Consider the following 14,517-nt stretch of genomic DNA (forward strand, 5'->3'; position numbering starts at 1 on the left):
GTTAAATCCGTTCAGGTAACACCCCCACCATATTGTGACCCATCACTCATTGCCATGAGGGTGTGTGGTCTCGTCGCAAAGCAAATGCTTATCGACGCCCAAATTACCCCCGAACGGGCGTAGCAACCACGATTGGACGGGGCGACAACGGGCGTGAACAATAGGCAGAACTATGACTACCGCAGCCCCCGCCTTAACTATCGGCGGCATTGATCTGAACTCCCCCGTCATCCTCGCGCCGATGGCCGGGGTGACCAACATGCCGTTTCGTGTGCTGTGCCGGGAGATCGAGGAGGAACTCACCGGCACATCCTCGGGGCTGTACGTCTGCGAAATGATCACAGCGCGTGCGATGGTGGCTCGCAACGAGAAGACGATGCACATGACCACCTTCGCGGATGTGGAAACGCCGCGGTCGATGCAGCTGTACACGGTGGACCCCAAGTTCACGTATGAAGCCGTGCGGATGATCGTCGAGGAAGATATCGCCGATCACGTGGATATGAACTTCGGCTGCCCAGTGCCGAAGGTCACGCGCAAGGGCGGAGGCTGTGCGATCCCATACAAGCGGCGTCTGTACGGCAACATCGTCAGCGCCGCGGTGCGCGCTGCGGAAGGCTCCGGCATTCCAATTACGGTGAAGTTCCGCATCGGCATTGACGCAGACCACCACACGCACCTGGATGCCGGACGCATTGCTGCCGAATCTGGTGCCGCCGCCGTTGCCTTGCACGCCCGCACTGGTGCGGAGCGTTACTCGGGCGCGGCGCACTGGGACGAAATCGGCCGCCTTGTGGAGCACATGGACGGTACCGGCGTGCCGGTGATCGGCAACGGCGACATCTTCGCCGCCGACGATGCGGCGAAAATGATGGAGCAAACCGGCTGCCACGGCGTGGAGGTCGGCCGCGGCTGCCTTGGGCGCCCGTGGCTGTTCGCGCAACTGGGCGCGCAGTTGCGCGGCGAGGAGATCCCGCCGGAGCCGACCCTGGGCAAGGTAGCCAGCATCATCTACCGCCACGCAGAGCTGTTGGCAGAGCACGACGGTGAGCACCACGCGTGCCGCGACATCCGCAAGCACACCGGCTGGTACATGCGTGGTTTCCCGGTAGGCGGGGAATTCCGCAAGTCGCTTGCCCAAGTGACGTCTCTTGCGGAGTTGAAGGAGCGCCTCGCCCCCATCGCGGATTCTGAAGCAATGGCCGAGCATGCGGATGACGCGCGCGGCCGCCAAGGTTCAGCCGGCAAGATCGCCTTGCCGGAGGGCTGGTTGGACGATCCAGAGGACGACACCGTCCCTGAGGGCGCAGAAATTGAGAATAACGGTGGTTAACTGCGAGCGCGTAGCATGAAGCGCATGCTGAGAGCCGCCTACCGAGAGACTCTGGAGGCCTTTAACCAGGACCTCATGACCATGTGCGACACGGTGCGCACCATCATGGGGCACGCGTCGAAGGGCCTTCTTGAGCAGTCACTCGATGACGCCGAAACGGCCCTGACCCTGATCGACGAACTCAAAGAAATCGGCGAACGGTGTGAGGAGCGAAGCATGCGCTTGCTCGCGCTGCAGAACCCTGTGGCGACTGACCTGCGTCAGGTGCTGGCTGCGATCCACCTAGTGGAATATTTCGAACGCATGGGTTCGCTCGCCCGCAACATTGCAGTCCTGGTGCGCCAGCGCCACCCCGCGTCGGTGTATCCGCCGCCGCTGCACGGCTACGTCGAGGAAATGACCCGGTTGGTGGCTGCGATGGGTGCCACCACCCGAGCATTGTTGGATGATCCGGATCCGGATGTGGCAGTTGAGCTGCACACTATCGACGAGGGCGTCGACGACATGCGCGCGTTCTTAAGCACGTTGGTCTCCGACCGGGAGTGGGAATACTCCACTCGCGAGGCCGTCGACCTGTCGATGATTTCGCGCTACTACGAGCGCTACGCGGACCGCTGCGTAGATATTGCCGGCCAGATGGTGTTTCTGGTCACCGGCCTGAGGCCTGAGGCGTACTTGCGCCAGCGGGACGAACCTGATTACGAGAATCTGGAGAAGTTCGCCACCATCGAGCGCAAGTTCCGCAAGCCTTAGCCGAAGCGGCCGGAGATGTAGTCTTCGGTTTCCTTCTGCTCCGGGTTTTCGAAGATGGTGGTGGTGTCGTTGAACTCCACCAGGTGGCCCGGGCGGCCGGTGGCTTCGAGCGAGAAGAACGCGGTCTTGTCGGACACGCGGGCTGCCTGCTGCATGTTGTGGGTCACGATGACAATCGTGTACTGGTCCTTCAGCTCGTGGATGAGATCCTCCACTGCAAGGGTGGAGATGGGGTCGAGGGCCGAGCAGGGCTCGTCCATAAGCAGCACCTCAGGACGCACCGCGATCGCACGAGCGATGCACAGGCGCTGCTGCTGACCACCGGAGAGGCCGCCACCCGGCTTGTCCAAACGGTCTTTCACTTCGTCCCACAGGTTCGCGCCGCGCAGGGACTGCTCCGCGACTTCCTTGAGCTTCTTCTTGTCCTTCTCCCCTGCCAGGCGCAGGCCGGCGACGACGTTGTCTTCGATGGACATCGTCGGAAACGGGTTTGCCTTCTGGAACACCATGCCGATGGTGTTGCGCACGGACACTGGGTCGACGTTCTTGCCGTAGATGTCGCGGCCGTCGAGAAGAATCTCGCCCTTGACAGAGGCGCCGGGGATGACTTCGTGCATGCGGTTGATGGTGCGCAGCACGGTGGATTTACCGCAGCCGGACGGGCCGATGAACGCGGTGACCGACTTGGCGGGGATTTGCATGTTGACGTTCTGTACGGCGTGGAAGTCGCCGTAGTAGATGTTGACGTCGTTGAGTTCGAGCTTGGTGGACATCTGTGAGTTCTCCTGACTGGGGACGCGGGCGGGTGGTTACTTCTTGACCGAGAAGCGCTTCGCGATGAAGCGTGCGAGCAGATTCAACGTGACAACGAGGATGACAAGCGTCAGTGCTGCGCCCCAGAGTCGGTCGTTGGCTGGGCCGGTGGCGCCGGACTTCCACATGTCCAGCATGAACAGCGGCAGCGAGGACTGTGGTTTGTCAAACATGTCAAACCAGTTAATTGCCGGGGTGGAGCCGACGAGGATGAGTACCGGCGCGGATTCGCCCATCACGCGGGCGATTGCCAGCATGATGCCGGTGACAATGCCGGACAGTGCGGTCGGCAGCACGATGCGCACGATGGTCTTCCACTTCGGCACACCAAGTGCGTAGGAAGCTTCGCGCAGGTCCATCGGCACAACGCGCAGCATCTCTTCGGTGTTACGCACAACGACCGGCACCATGAGCAGGATCAGTGCGAGGGAGACAGCGAAACCGGAGCGCTGCTGGCCCAGGATGGTGATCCACAGGGCGTAGACGAACAGTGCTGCAACGATCGACGGCACACCGGAAAGGATGTCCACCATGAAGGTGGTGAGCCTGCCCAGGCGGTTTCCGTTGGAGTATTCAACCAGGTAGATCGCGGTGAACACGCCGATCGGGATGGAGAACAGCGACGCAATCAGGGTCTGCATGAGCGTACCGATGATCGCGTGCAGCGCACCGCCGCCCTCCTTGGACGCGCGGACGCCGACCATGTCGGAGGTCCACCACGCCGGGTCCACGATGGCGTGCCAGCCACGCGAGACCACGGTAAACAGCAGCCACAACAGCGGGATAAGTGCGAGGAACATGCAGAACCACATGAGTCCACCCATGATGGAGTTTGTGGTTTTGCGGCTCGAGGCGATGTCGATGAATGGGTTTTCGGGGCGGGCTGTCTCAGCCGGTTTGGATACTGCAGTAGACATGTTTCGCTCCGCTCCTTATTTCTTGTTGACGATCGCACGCGCGATCGAGTTGACGACGAAGGTCAGCAGGAACAGCACCAGGCCTGCTGCGATGTAGGCGCCGGCGGACACCGGGTTGTTGAACTCGGCTGCGGCGTTGGCGATGGCGGTTGCGAAGGTGGTGCCGCCGTCGAAAAGCGAACCGCGGAAATCGTTTGCCGGTGCGACCGCCATGTAGAGCGCCATGGTCTCACCCAGTGCGCGGCCAAGGCCGAGCATGGAGCCTGCGATGAAGCCGGACAGGCCGAACGGGATGACGGTCATGCGGATGACCTCCCAGCGCGTTGCGCCGAGGGCAAGTGCGGACTCGATCTGTCCCGGAGGGGTCTGGACGAAGATTTCGCGGGCGGTTGCCGCGATGATCGGAAGGATCATGATGGCGAGCACGATGCCACCGGTCATGACGTTGCGGGCCGTGGAGAACGGCGGGGAGTTTTGGTAGGTGGCGAACAGGAAGAAGTCGCCGCCCCAGCTGTTGACCCACTCGTAGAACTTGCCCAACTTCGGACCAAGCACCTGAGCGCCCCACAGGCCGTACACGATCGACGGCACGGCGGCGAGCATGTCCACCAGGGTGCCCAGCGGGCGCACGAGGCGCTGCGGGCAGTAGTTGGACAAGAACAGTGCAACACCGAGGGCGACCGGCATCGCGATGATCAGCGCGATGATCGAGATGGTCACCGTGGAGAAGAACAGGTTCGGAATACCGAACTGCATCGCGTCCAGGTCTGCGGTCTGCCACGGGCCACCGTAGGTGAAGAAGCCGAGCACGCCGCCGTCGTTACGCATCAGCGGCGGCAGCGCCTGCGCGAGCAGGAAGATACCAATGGCAGCAACGAGGACGGTGATCAGCGTTGCAGATGCTGTGGAGAAGATTTCGAAGAACCGGTCTCCGGGGCGCTTCACGCGTCCGGAGGTCCGCGCGGTGCGTTCCGCTACCGCAACGTCATTGTCAGCCATGTGCTCGGATCCTTGGGAAAGATGGAGGGAAACGGGGTGGACTACAGCAATTGACCCCCGATGTCATTGAGCTCAGTCGGGGGTCGTCGGCCGGTTGGCCTTACTGGATGGCGTTGATCGCCTCGCGCAGACGCTCAGCGTGTGCGCCGGTGACCGGGATGAAGCCCTCAGCCTCGAGCTCTGCATCCTGGTGGTCGAGGGCGATGTTGAGGAAGTCCTTGACCATCTTGGAGGTTGCCTCGTCGTAGCCCGCGGAGCAGACGATCTCGTAGGTGGTCAGCACCAGCGGGTAAGCGCCGGCGGTGTCGGTGGCGAACAGGGCGTCGGCGTCGACGACCATGTTGTGACCCTCAGTCTTAAAGGTCAGGTTGTCCAGGGTCTTCGCCACGGACTCGTTGGTCAGCTCGACCGGGCCGTTGCCGAAGTCGATGTTGGCCTTCTTGTCAGCGAAGCCAGCCTCGACGTAGGTGATGGAACCGTCGGTAGCGGAGACTTCCTGTGCCACACCGGAGGAGCCGTTGGCGCCGGTGCCCACTGCGTTCGGGAACGCCTTGCCGGAGGACTCCCACTTGCCGTCGGATGCGGCTGCGAGGAACTTCTGGAAGTTGTCGGAGGTGCCGGACTCGTCGGAGCGGTAGAAGACGTTGATCGGGGTGTCCGGCAGTTCAACGCCCGGGTTAGCCTCTGCGATCTTCGGGTCGTTCCAGGTCTTGATGACGCCCTGGAAGATCTCGACGATGTTGTCCACGGTGAGGTTGAGCTCGTCGACACCCTCGAGGTTGTAGGCGATAGCAACCGGGCCGATGACGAACGGCAGGTGCCATGCCTCGTTGCCGCCACAGCGCTGTGCAGCAGCCTCAACCTGGTCGTCCTTCAGCGGCGAGTCAGAGCCGGCGAAGACAGCCTGGTTGGCAATGAAGTTCTTCTGGCCTGCGCCCGAGCCGGAAGGGGTGTAGGCGATGGAAGCGCCCGGAACCTCTGCGGAGTAGACGGAGGCGAAGTAGTCGATGGCGTTCTGCTGGGAGGATGCGCCCTCAGCGAGGATGTCACCCTGCTGGCCGTAGAGCTCGTAGTCGCCCTTTTCGGCCGTTGCGGTGGATTCCGCTTCGGTACCTGCTGCACCTTCGGTGTCGTCGGAGCCGCCGCAAGCGACGAGGGTGGCGGAGGAGGCTGCTACGACGCCGATGACTGCGGCGGTGCGCTTGAAGTTACGAATCACGGGGAACCTTTCAGGTATTTAACTGTTCGGTCCGGAACACCAGGCAGATGTCCGATCACTTACGACACAAAACCTAGACAGCGCCGGTTAATCCCTGGTTGCTGATTGGGTGAACTATTGGTGAACTCGTAAAATCCTGGCTAACACCGCAGGTCAAGCGCTACTTTTTGGAGGCCGGTTTGTAGACCACGTGGCGCTCGCGAGTATCAAAGCCGAGCTGGCGGTATCGCTTTACCGCCGGCTCATTATCCCCTTCGACATAGAGGATGACCTGCGAGGATCCGCACTCCGCAAGGTAGTTCAGCCCGGCTTGAATCAGCGGTCCCCCCATTCCCTCCCCCCGGTGCTTCGAGGAGAGGCCCACGACATAGATTTCGCCGGTGCCATCCGGGTGTCGTTTGGTCCAGTGGAAGCCCGCAATCTCATCGCCGGCGATGAGGAACCACACGCCGTCGGCGTCGAACCAGTCGGTGTCCATCGCCCGGTGCAGCTGCGCGATGTCCCAGCCGCCTTGTTCGGGGTGCCAGGAGAACGCGTCGTTGTTCACCTCGAGCCACTGCTTATCGACGACCTCACGCCCCCACCGCGACACCAACTCCGGGTACTGCACGAGCTCGTAGCCCTCGCGCACTTCCGCCTTCATGTCAGCATCCAGCGCAGTCCCCATGACCAGCAGTTCTCGCACTGGCTCCATCCCGAGGTCGCGTGCCATCGCCTGTGCTGCAGGCAGGTCACCATGGGCCCAGAAGCCAGCGTCGGCGTTGCGCTCCAGCACAGCCTGAACCAGGGCACGGCCGTAGCCGTGGCCGCGGTGCTCGGGATGGACGGCCAGTTCGGTGGAGCCGTCTTCAGCGATGCCGGCAACCGCAACGGTCCTATCGCCGGTTTTGGCGATGAGGTGGGTGTGGTTGAGGGTGTCGTCGAAAAGCCCGCGCTCGAACGCCTCGGAGAACGCGGCGACGCCGTCTTCGGATTGGGCGGCATCCAGAATGGGGCGGACGAGGGTTTCCGGCAGGGTGGCGCTTACGATGTCGACAGTCATGTCTTAGAGGGTACGTCGGAGGGCGGAAACGATGCGGGCACGTGTGAAAGCGGCTGTCGCCGTGGCGGCGGCGCTGGCTGTGTTGGCTGGCGCTGACACGGTCGTGGCCGCGAACGTGGAACGCACCGTCGCCCAACCCGGCATCCAGGCGTCCGTGGGTGGTTTCCCGTACACGGCGTCGCTGCTCACCGGCAACGTCTCACGTGTGAGCGTGGAACACCTCGATGCCGCCGTCGATGGGCCAGGCGTAGCGACGACCGGCGTAGACGTGTTCGACCTCGCCCTCGACAACCCACGCGAAGCGCTTTCGGGCGAGTTCGAATCGGGCACCGCACGCCTTGTGCGCCGCCGGGTGCGCCTCGACGGCGTCGGGTTCGGCACCCTGCTCGGCATCACGGACCTGGACATCGCGAACCCATACGACATCTCCCCCGCAGGCGGGGCCGCAAGCGAGGCCCGGCTCACCGGCACGGTTCCGGGTACAGAAGATCCGGTGACGGTTGTGGTTACGCTGCGCCTGATCGACGGCATCTTCCAGATGCGCCCCAGCAAACTTATCGACGACACCTCCCCCGAAACCCAGGCCGCGTTCACTCTCGACCTAGACACCCGCACCCTGCCGTTGGACGGGCCAGCGGACCGAGTGCAGTTGCGCGGCGGTTCGATTGAGTTCTCGCGCGACCGCATCAACACCGCATTTGACCCGGCGGACCTCAACCCCATGGGACAAGCAGCTACCCTTGGACACCATGAGTGAAGAAAAGAACGTAGAAAACACCGAGAACACGCCGAAACCGGCCACCTTAAGCGGCAACGACGCCGTCAACCTTGCGTCCGAGCAGTCCAAGTCGACCGCGCACCGCAATATCCCGACGTTCGACTTTGAAGATTTCCCGCTCGAGGACGACACCGCAAACCTGCGCTTCGGCCCGAGCCTGCACGACGGCCTGCTCGCACTTTTGCCGCTGGTTGGCGTGTGGACCGGCTCCGGCCAGGCCAACGACAACGGCGATGAGTACGCCTTCGGCCAGCGCCTTGTTGTCTCCCACGACGGTGAGAATTACCTCCGCTTCGAGTCGCGCATGTGGCGTCTCGACGAGGACGGCAACGCCACCGGCGCCGACCAGCGCGAGGTCGGCTTCTGGCGCATCTCTCTCAAGGACGAAATCGAGGTGACCCTGACCAACTCCCGCGGTTTGGTTGAGATCATGTACGGCGCGCCTGTCAACGAGCGTGCATGGCAGCTCACCAGCGCCTCCACCATCGCAACGGAGACCGGCCCTGAGTCCCACGGTCCGGGCAAGCGCCTCTACGGCCTGATGCCGAACAACAACCTCGGCTGGGTTGACGAGCGCGCCGTCAACGGCGAGATGGTGCCGTACATGTCCGCAGAGTTGAAGCGCATCGCGGGCTAGCGCCGGTTAGCTCAGCGCCGCGGAAATCAGCTCCTTGATCTCGGCTTCATTGTCGGGAGCGGGGAGCTTTTTGCCGTCCAGGCGCTTTACCCGGGTGGCGATGCGCGTGGAGCTCACCAGCCACACCGACTCCGCCTTGAACAGTTCGTTGAGGTAGATGTCCTTCGCCTTGCACTTCCACCCCTGCTCGGCGGCGTATTCGAACAGGGCGGCTTGGGTGGTGCCGGCCAGCACGCCCGGCCCCGGTGCCGGTGTGCGCAACCGCCCGCCCTTCTTCACCATGACCACCGACGAGGTCACCCCCTCGAGCACGCGTCCGGTGTCGGGGTCGATGTAGATGACATCGTCCGCGCCTCCGGCTTTCGCCCAACGCAGCGCCGCCATCGACGCCGCATAGTTGAGCGTTTTCGCGCCTTCGCGCATCCACGGCGCATCGCCCGTGACGGTGTAGCCGCGTGGGGTAGTGAGCACAGAGACGCCGCGTTCGCGTTGTGCCAGGGTGTCGTCGTCAAGCGGGCGAATGGTCAGCCAAGCAGTTGCAACGCCGGTGGTTTCACGGCCGCGTGAGAGCGTCCATACGCACTTCGCTTCCACGCCTTCGGTGCCGCCGCGCTCACGGCAATAATCGGCGACCGCCTCCTCGGTGGCGCGCTCCCAGTGGGCCGCGCCCGGCTCCGGCAGATCCATCAGTTCCGCCGACCGGGCGAAGCGCTCGAGATGCTTCTCCAGGTTGAGCGGTTTGCCATCTCGAATGAGGATGCTTTCAAAGATCCCATCGCCGCGCGTGACCACCGCATCGTCCCAGAACACGTGGGGCATGTTGGTGTTTTGGCGGCGTACGGACCCGCCGTACGGTTCGACGAGGTAGATCACGGGCGCAGGCGCGAGCGGTGCAATAGACATAATGCCCCCTATGATAGGCGCCCATGGGTTACGCATCGGTTCTTTTGGCCAAGCCGGGTGCTGCGGAGCTTCCGGGTGATTCGCTTCTCGACGCCACCGGCGTCGCCTGGCATTACGGCGATCCTTTGGGGGAGCAACGCAAAGCTTTCACGGAAACTGTCGCCGTCGACCGGTCCAACCGTGTCGTCATTGCGGTCTCCGGCCCTGATGCGCCGGTGTTTTTGAACAACCTGCTGTCGCAGAAGCTTGACGACGCCACCTCCGGGTTCACCGCCTCCGCCCTGGATCTCAACGCACAGGGCCGCATTCTGCACCACGCCGATGTTGCCGTGGTGGACGGCGTGTTCTACCTGGATACCCCCTCCTACCAGGCCGAAAGTCTGTTGACCTACCTGCAGCGCATGGTGTTCTGGTCCGAGGTGACCGTGGAGCAAACCGACCTTGCTGTGGTCACGCTGCTCAGCCCCTCCCCTGCGCAGGTTGATGGCGCCGTGTTCACCCGCGTGATTGATGGCTGGGGTGGGGTATGCCGCACTGACGTCGCTATCCCCCGCGAGAAACTCAACGCGATCGCCGAACAGTTTCCACTGGCCGGTCTGATGGCGTTTACCGCCCTGCGTGTCGCCGCCGGCGAGCCGGAGCAGCGCGCCGACCTCGACGAGCGCTCCATCCCCCACGAAGCCCCCTACCTGATCAACCGCGGCGACCACATTGGCGCGGTTCACCTGGAAAAGGGGTGTTACCGCGGGCAGGAAACCGTTGCTCGCGTGGAAAACCTCGGCCGCTCCCCCAGGCTTTTGGTCAAACTCCAACTCGACGGCTCTGCCCCCGAGGAGCCGGTGCCCGGTTCGGAGATCACCGCCGGCGGGCGCAACGTGGGCCGGCTTGGCACCGTCGTGCACGATGCCGACGAAGGTCCGGTGGCTCTCGCCCTAGTGAAGCGTTCCGCGTTGGAGGTTCCCCTGGAAATCCAGGGCGCTGCAGCCTCCGTCGACCCCTCCTCGTTGCCACAAGATGAGGGTGAACGTGCGGGCCGCAAAGCTGTTGATCAGCTTCGTCGTGGCGGCATGACGCCAAAATAACCGCAGGTGGGACACCTAAGGGGCATTTTTAAGATACTCAAGCTATAGTGTCCTACAGGAAAATAACGAAGAATCATAAGAGGCCGCCCACACATGGGCCGCCCAGAACCACCTCAAGGGGGTCACGCCATGGGCCGCGGACGCGCAAAAGCCAAGCAGACCAAGGTTGCTCGCCAGCTGAAGTACAACACTCCTGAAATGGATCTCGCCTCGCTCCAACGCGAGCTTGCAGGGAAGACCCCGGGCCGCAGGTGGGATGACGACGACTCCGAGGTGGACGACCAGTACGCCGACTACGCCAACTGGGATGAGGACGACGACCGCTAGTCCACCCTTCACGTAAAAGTGCACCCCGCTCGCTCGGGGTGCTTTTGCGTTGCCTGGGGCCTTCTGCGCTTCTGCTCGACGGTCCTAGCCTGCTGTTTTCCCTGGTCGTCTAGCTCTGTGTTTGTGGAACCAGACGATGAGCTCCGTGTTGACCATGGTGGTCGTTATCACCTGGGGGTTTGCGAAGGCGGTTTCGAGACCGTCTAGCTGTATTTGTGGTCGTGCTAGACGATCAGGTGTAGCAACGAAAAGAGTGTGCCCTCTTTGGGGCACACTCTTTGTAGTTTGGGTGTTTGGTTAGAGCATCATGTTGGCGAAGCCGATGCCGATTCCGACGATGGCTAGCAGGGCGACGATCGGGGCGACGATGGCGGCGATGTTGACGTCTGCTCCTGCAGGCTTGTTGTTGTCTGCCTGCTTCTTGGCGTTGTCCACCTTGGCCGGTGCTTCCTGCTCAGCGTCTGCCTGGTCTTGTACCTTCTCCTCGGCCTTGTCGTTAGCCTTGTCATTAGCCTTGGCCGGGGCTTCTGCTTCTGCTTCGACCTGTGCTGGTGCTTCTGCTTTGTCGTCTGCCTTGTCGGCGGCTGGTGCTTCTACCTTGTTTTCAACCTTGGCGGGTGCTTCTGGTTTGTTGTCGATGATGGCACCTGCCATGGCACTGAAGTCGCCGATTTCAAGGTTGTCAGCAGCAATACGCGGAGTATTGATTTTCAGTACGTCCCAGTCGGCGGGGACAACTGCGTTGCCGTTGGGGGTTTCAAGCAGGTATGGCTTTTCCGAGTAGTTGAACTTGCCAAACTGGTACAGGTAGTTCATCACCGAGTCATACTCAGGAGCCATCGGAAGCGAAACACCCTTAATAAGGTCACCGACGGTGTCGTTGGCACCCCAGTGGCGAAGATCTAGAGTGTGGCCTAATTCGTGCAGGATGGTGTTGCGCAGTTTTGCATCTGATCCCATCAGGCGGTTATTGGCGATGAAAAGCGAGTTATCGCCAACCAAGGAAATACCCGAGGCGTAGTTACCTTGATCAATCTGATCACCGATAACGCCGATGCGGAAGATGTTGTCACGCTCGCCTAAGAACTGGGGTGTCATGATTCCGGTGGACGGTGAAACCCACCGATCTGGAAGGATTAAATCATGCCACGTAAGTATTCGGATCAGTTTCGTCAGCAGTGCATTGATGAGGTGTTGATGTTCGGCAAGACTCGTGGTGCCGTGGCCCAGGAGTACGGGGTGTCGTCCTCGTCGTTGGGACGCTGGGTGGCCAAAGCCGAAGGCACCTTGGGCACTGGTTCCGGCAGCCACATGCGCGCTGCTGATGCCGCGTCGCAGGACCCGGCAGAGATGGCAAAGCGGATCAAAGAGCTCGAGCGTGAAAACGAGTTTTTAAAAAAAGCGGCCGCCTTCTTCGCCACGGAGCACACCACGAGGACCTCTTCGCGGTAATTGCCCACTTCCACGAAGAAGGCAACCCCTGCCCCCGCTACCCAGTGTCAATGATGTGCCGTGTGTTGGAAGTATCCAGCTCCGGCTATTACGCCTGGCGCAAGCGTAGAGATACTCCGCCGGCCGGTGGCACACCGCGGGCGAAACGCGCGGCGATTACCGATCTGGTTATCGAGATCTTCAACGAGCACAACGGTTTTGCCGGGGCGCGCACTATCTACCGGCAGCTTCAGGCCCAAAACGTTGCAACCACGCTGTATGCGGTGCGAAAGATCATGGCTGACAACACGCTGCACACCAAGTACCGTCGCGCGTTTAAACGCACCACGATCCAAGACCCGCAGGCGAGCGCACGTGCTGATCTGCTTCGGCGCCGTTTCTACCCCGCGATGCCGACAACCTATCTGTGCGGCGACATCACCTACCTGCGCACCGCGCAGGGGTGGATGTATCTGGCCGTCGTGATCGATCTGAGCACACGGATGGTTGTCGGGTGGCAGATCGCAGACCGGATGAGTGCGCAACTTGTCGTCGACGCGCTGACCATGGCGCACGCGGCCGGTTTCGTCGCGGGCAACGCGGTGTTTCACTCCGACCGCGGCTCGCAGTACACTTCGAAGCAGTTCGCGCAAACAGCCAAGAAACTCGATGTGCGTTTAAGCACCGGCGCGGTCGGTGTGTGCTGGGACAACGCGGTTGCGGAGTCGATGTTTTCCACGTTGAAGCTGCATCTGCTGTACGAAAAGAAGCAGTTCGCGTCGAAGTTCGACGCCCGCTACGAAGTCGGACACTGGATCGAGGCGTACTACAACCGCCGCCGCATCCACTCCACCACCGGGCTGATCCCCGCCGAAGCAATGCGCCAATTCAAAACCCGCTGCGCCGACACACACGCCGCCGCAGCCTAACCCCCACAACCAAACACAACGGGTTTACCCGTCCACAAAATTTGACACAGCCCAAACTCGTCGATGTTGTCGAGCAGTTTGTAGGCCTGGATTTCATCTTTGAAGTAGTAGCGGTTGTAGTCGACGGTTTCCCCGCCTTGTGGGGTGTAGTTGGGGATGTTGGTAAACAACTCGCCTGCGTCGATGTGCAGGTTAATGCCGTGGTCGTTAAACAGGTCGACCATCTCTTTAAGCATTTGTGCCGATGGGCCAAGGTTGCGCTTGTCAGCGAAATCACAAGCGTCAACGTAGGTGTCTTCGCAGCCAAGGCTGCGGTATTCGGACGCCATCCAGTTCAGTTGCAAAAACAGATCCGGACGATTCACATCAGCCCCATAACCGGGAAGGGGAACTGCAGTGCCGTCAGACAAGATGACACCGTGTTGTTCCCATACGTCGGGAAGACCGTCACCGTCAGAATCAACCAGGTCGAGCCCAGTGCCGAAATCAACCGGGGCGATCAATGCTTGCTCATCGCAAGCGTCGCACGCATTGGCGGGGGTGATACCGGCAATGGCCATGGTGGCAGTCAGTGCTGCTGCGATGGTGTTGCGGATTGCGTTGCGCATTGGTGGTGCTCCTTGGTGATTTCTTGTTTCGCTGATCAGGACCTGTTCTTCCTGACACGCTTAAGGTTATGCAGTTTGTATGCGCAGGTAAAACGGTTGCTGGACACGTTGATTTTTGGCGGGATTGTTCAACGTTTTTTCTGGATTGTTCAACGCTTTCACCCTGGTTAACGTCTGGATTGTTCACCAATCCAACCCACATTCCAGACCGAGGCGAAGGGTTGTTGAACGATCTGATTTGCCTTGGGTGCACTTCGTTGAACAATCTTTATGCATGCATAGTATGCGGTTTAAGGGTGTTTTCAGCCAACACCCGCCCGTTTGAATCGCGACCTGGGGAAATGCCGGAACAACACTTCAAAACAGCCCTAAAATGGTCGGAAAGATTGTTCAACGACTGTGAAAACGGCTCGAAATGGGTGTGACGTGCGGATTGTTCAGCAATCCGCACCACCTGCTTACCCCCGGAAATTACCCCCGTTTTACGAGCACACACGCAACAATAGCCTTCGAGACACGAAAAACAGGGCGCTTTAGCCCTGTTCTGCTAGTACGTTTCGCGCCCAACTAGCCGATGAGCCCACTAATAAACACCATGCCCAACACGACCTGGACAAACACCACCGGCATCTTTCGATCTGCTAGCACAATCCCGAACACCACTAGCAGACCAGGAGAACACCACCCCAACGCTCATCGTCTAGCACCCCGAAACACCAACAACGCGATCAGCGCAAACAAGGCTC

15 protein-coding genes and 1 pseudogene are annotated in these 14,517 nt (G+C 61.2%); 8 read left to right on the forward strand and 8 right to left on the reverse strand.

The genetic code is table 11. The features are described 5' to 3' along the window. Positions 1–172: 172 nt before the first annotated feature. Positions 173–1,333 carry a tRNA dihydrouridine synthase DusB gene (gene dusB / locus CCOY_RS09945; protein WP_070423042.1) on the forward strand — a complete coding sequence of 387 codons (1,161 nt, stop codon included), beginning with the start codon at positions 173–175 and terminating at the stop codon, positions 1,331–1,333. Between the two features lie 24 nt (positions 1,334–1,357). Next, positions 1,358–2,086, forward strand: coding sequence for a phosphate signaling complex PhoU family protein (locus CCOY_RS09950; protein WP_342027937.1), 729 nt, complete (start codon positions 1,358–1,360; stop codon positions 2,084–2,086). Here the strand turns inward: CCOY_RS09950 and pstB are convergent. The 5 genes from pstB to mshD all read right to left on the reverse strand — a co-directional run bounded on the left by pstB (position 2,083) and on the right by mshD (position 7,076). Next, positions 2,083–2,859: a phosphate ABC transporter ATP-binding protein PstB gene (gene pstB, locus CCOY_RS09955; RefSeq protein WP_070828833.1), complete on the reverse strand. Its 777-nt coding sequence runs from the start codon at positions 2,857–2,859 to the stop codon at positions 2,083–2,085. The genes CCOY_RS09950 and pstB overlap by 4 nt on opposite strands. Positions 2,860–2,895: 36 nt before the next feature. Then, entirely contained in the window at positions 2,896–3,816 is a 921-nt protein-coding gene (gene pstA, locus CCOY_RS09960; protein ID WP_092100602.1) for a phosphate ABC transporter permease PstA, read from the reverse strand. A gap of 15 nt (positions 3,817–3,831) precedes the next feature. Then, positions 3,832–4,815, reverse strand: coding sequence for a phosphate ABC transporter permease subunit PstC (pstC, locus tag CCOY_RS09965; protein ID WP_083279510.1), 984 nt, complete (start codon positions 4,813–4,815; stop codon positions 3,832–3,834). Between the two features lie 100 nt (positions 4,816–4,915). Beyond that, a complete protein-coding gene (pstS, locus tag CCOY_RS09970) occupies positions 4,916–6,034 on the reverse strand; it encodes a phosphate ABC transporter substrate-binding protein PstS (RefSeq protein WP_070569048.1) in 1,119 nt (372 codons plus the stop codon). Positions 6,035–6,194: 160 nt separating this feature from the next. Continuing rightward, positions 6,195–7,076, reverse strand: a complete 882-nt coding sequence (gene mshD, locus CCOY_RS09975) for a mycothiol synthase (protein WP_092100603.1) — start codon at positions 7,074–7,076, stop codon at positions 6,195–6,197. A gap of 31 nt (positions 7,077–7,107) precedes the next feature. Between mshD and CCOY_RS09980 the strand changes: the two genes are divergently transcribed. Next, positions 7,108–7,833, forward strand: coding sequence for an LmeA family phospholipid-binding protein (locus tag CCOY_RS09980; RefSeq protein ID WP_070771622.1), 726 nt, complete (start codon positions 7,108–7,110; stop codon positions 7,831–7,833). Further along, a complete protein-coding gene (locus CCOY_RS09985) occupies positions 7,826–8,491 on the forward strand; it encodes a heme-binding beta-barrel domain-containing protein (protein WP_070482164.1) in 666 nt (221 codons plus the stop codon). Before CCOY_RS09980 ends, CCOY_RS09985 begins: the two co-directional genes overlap by 8 nt. 6 nt (positions 8,492–8,497) lie before the next feature. Here CCOY_RS09985 and CCOY_RS09990 read toward each other — a convergent pair whose 3' ends face one another. Further along, positions 8,498–9,394, reverse strand: coding sequence for an aminodeoxychorismate lyase (locus CCOY_RS09990; protein ID WP_070423034.1), 897 nt, complete (start codon positions 9,392–9,394; stop codon positions 8,498–8,500). Between the two features lie 23 nt (positions 9,395–9,417). Here CCOY_RS09990 and ygfZ point away from each other — a divergent pair, with 23 nt between their 5' ends. Both ygfZ and CCOY_RS10000 read left to right on the forward strand, forming a co-directional pair. After that, on the forward strand, positions 9,418–10,476 hold the full coding sequence (gene ygfZ, locus CCOY_RS09995) for a CAF17-like 4Fe-4S cluster assembly/insertion protein YgfZ (RefSeq protein ID WP_092100604.1): 1,059 nt from the start codon (positions 9,418–9,420) through the stop codon (positions 10,474–10,476). Between the two features lie 129 nt (positions 10,477–10,605). After that, on the forward strand, positions 10,606–10,803 hold the full coding sequence (locus CCOY_RS10000) for a DUF3073 domain-containing protein (protein WP_070423032.1): 198 nt from the start codon (positions 10,606–10,608) through the stop codon (positions 10,801–10,803). 297 nt (positions 10,804–11,100) lie between these two features. On the opposite strand, the gene CCOY_RS10005 is transcribed toward CCOY_RS10000, so the two are convergent. Continuing rightward, a complete protein-coding gene (locus CCOY_RS10005) occupies positions 11,101–11,901 on the reverse strand; it encodes a zinc metalloprotease (RefSeq protein WP_092100605.1) in 801 nt (266 codons plus the stop codon). Positions 11,902–12,000: 99 nt separating this feature from the next. On the opposite strand from CCOY_RS10005, the gene CCOY_RS10010 reads away from it, so the two are divergent. Then, positions 12,001–12,255, forward strand: coding sequence for a transposase (locus CCOY_RS10010; RefSeq protein WP_244268753.1), 255 nt, complete (start codon positions 12,001–12,003; stop codon positions 12,253–12,255). Continuing rightward, positions 12,249–13,163 (forward strand): annotated as a pseudogene (locus tag CCOY_RS10015) (IS3 family transposase); the annotation flags it as partial. The gene CCOY_RS10010 and the pseudogene CCOY_RS10015, both read left to right, overlap by 7 nt. On the opposite strand, the gene CCOY_RS10020 reads toward CCOY_RS10015, so the two are convergent. Beyond that, positions 13,160–13,771: a hypothetical protein gene (locus CCOY_RS10020; RefSeq protein ID WP_092100606.1), complete on the reverse strand. Its 612-nt coding sequence runs from the start codon at positions 13,769–13,771 to the stop codon at positions 13,160–13,162. The pseudogene CCOY_RS10015 and the gene CCOY_RS10020 overlap by 4 nt on opposite strands. Between the last annotated feature and the right edge of the window lie 746 nt (positions 13,772–14,517).

This window comes from Corynebacterium coyleae (assembly GCF_030408635.1).
GTDB classification, from domain to species: Bacteria; Actinomycetota; Actinomycetes; order Mycobacteriales; family Mycobacteriaceae; genus Corynebacterium; species Corynebacterium coyleae.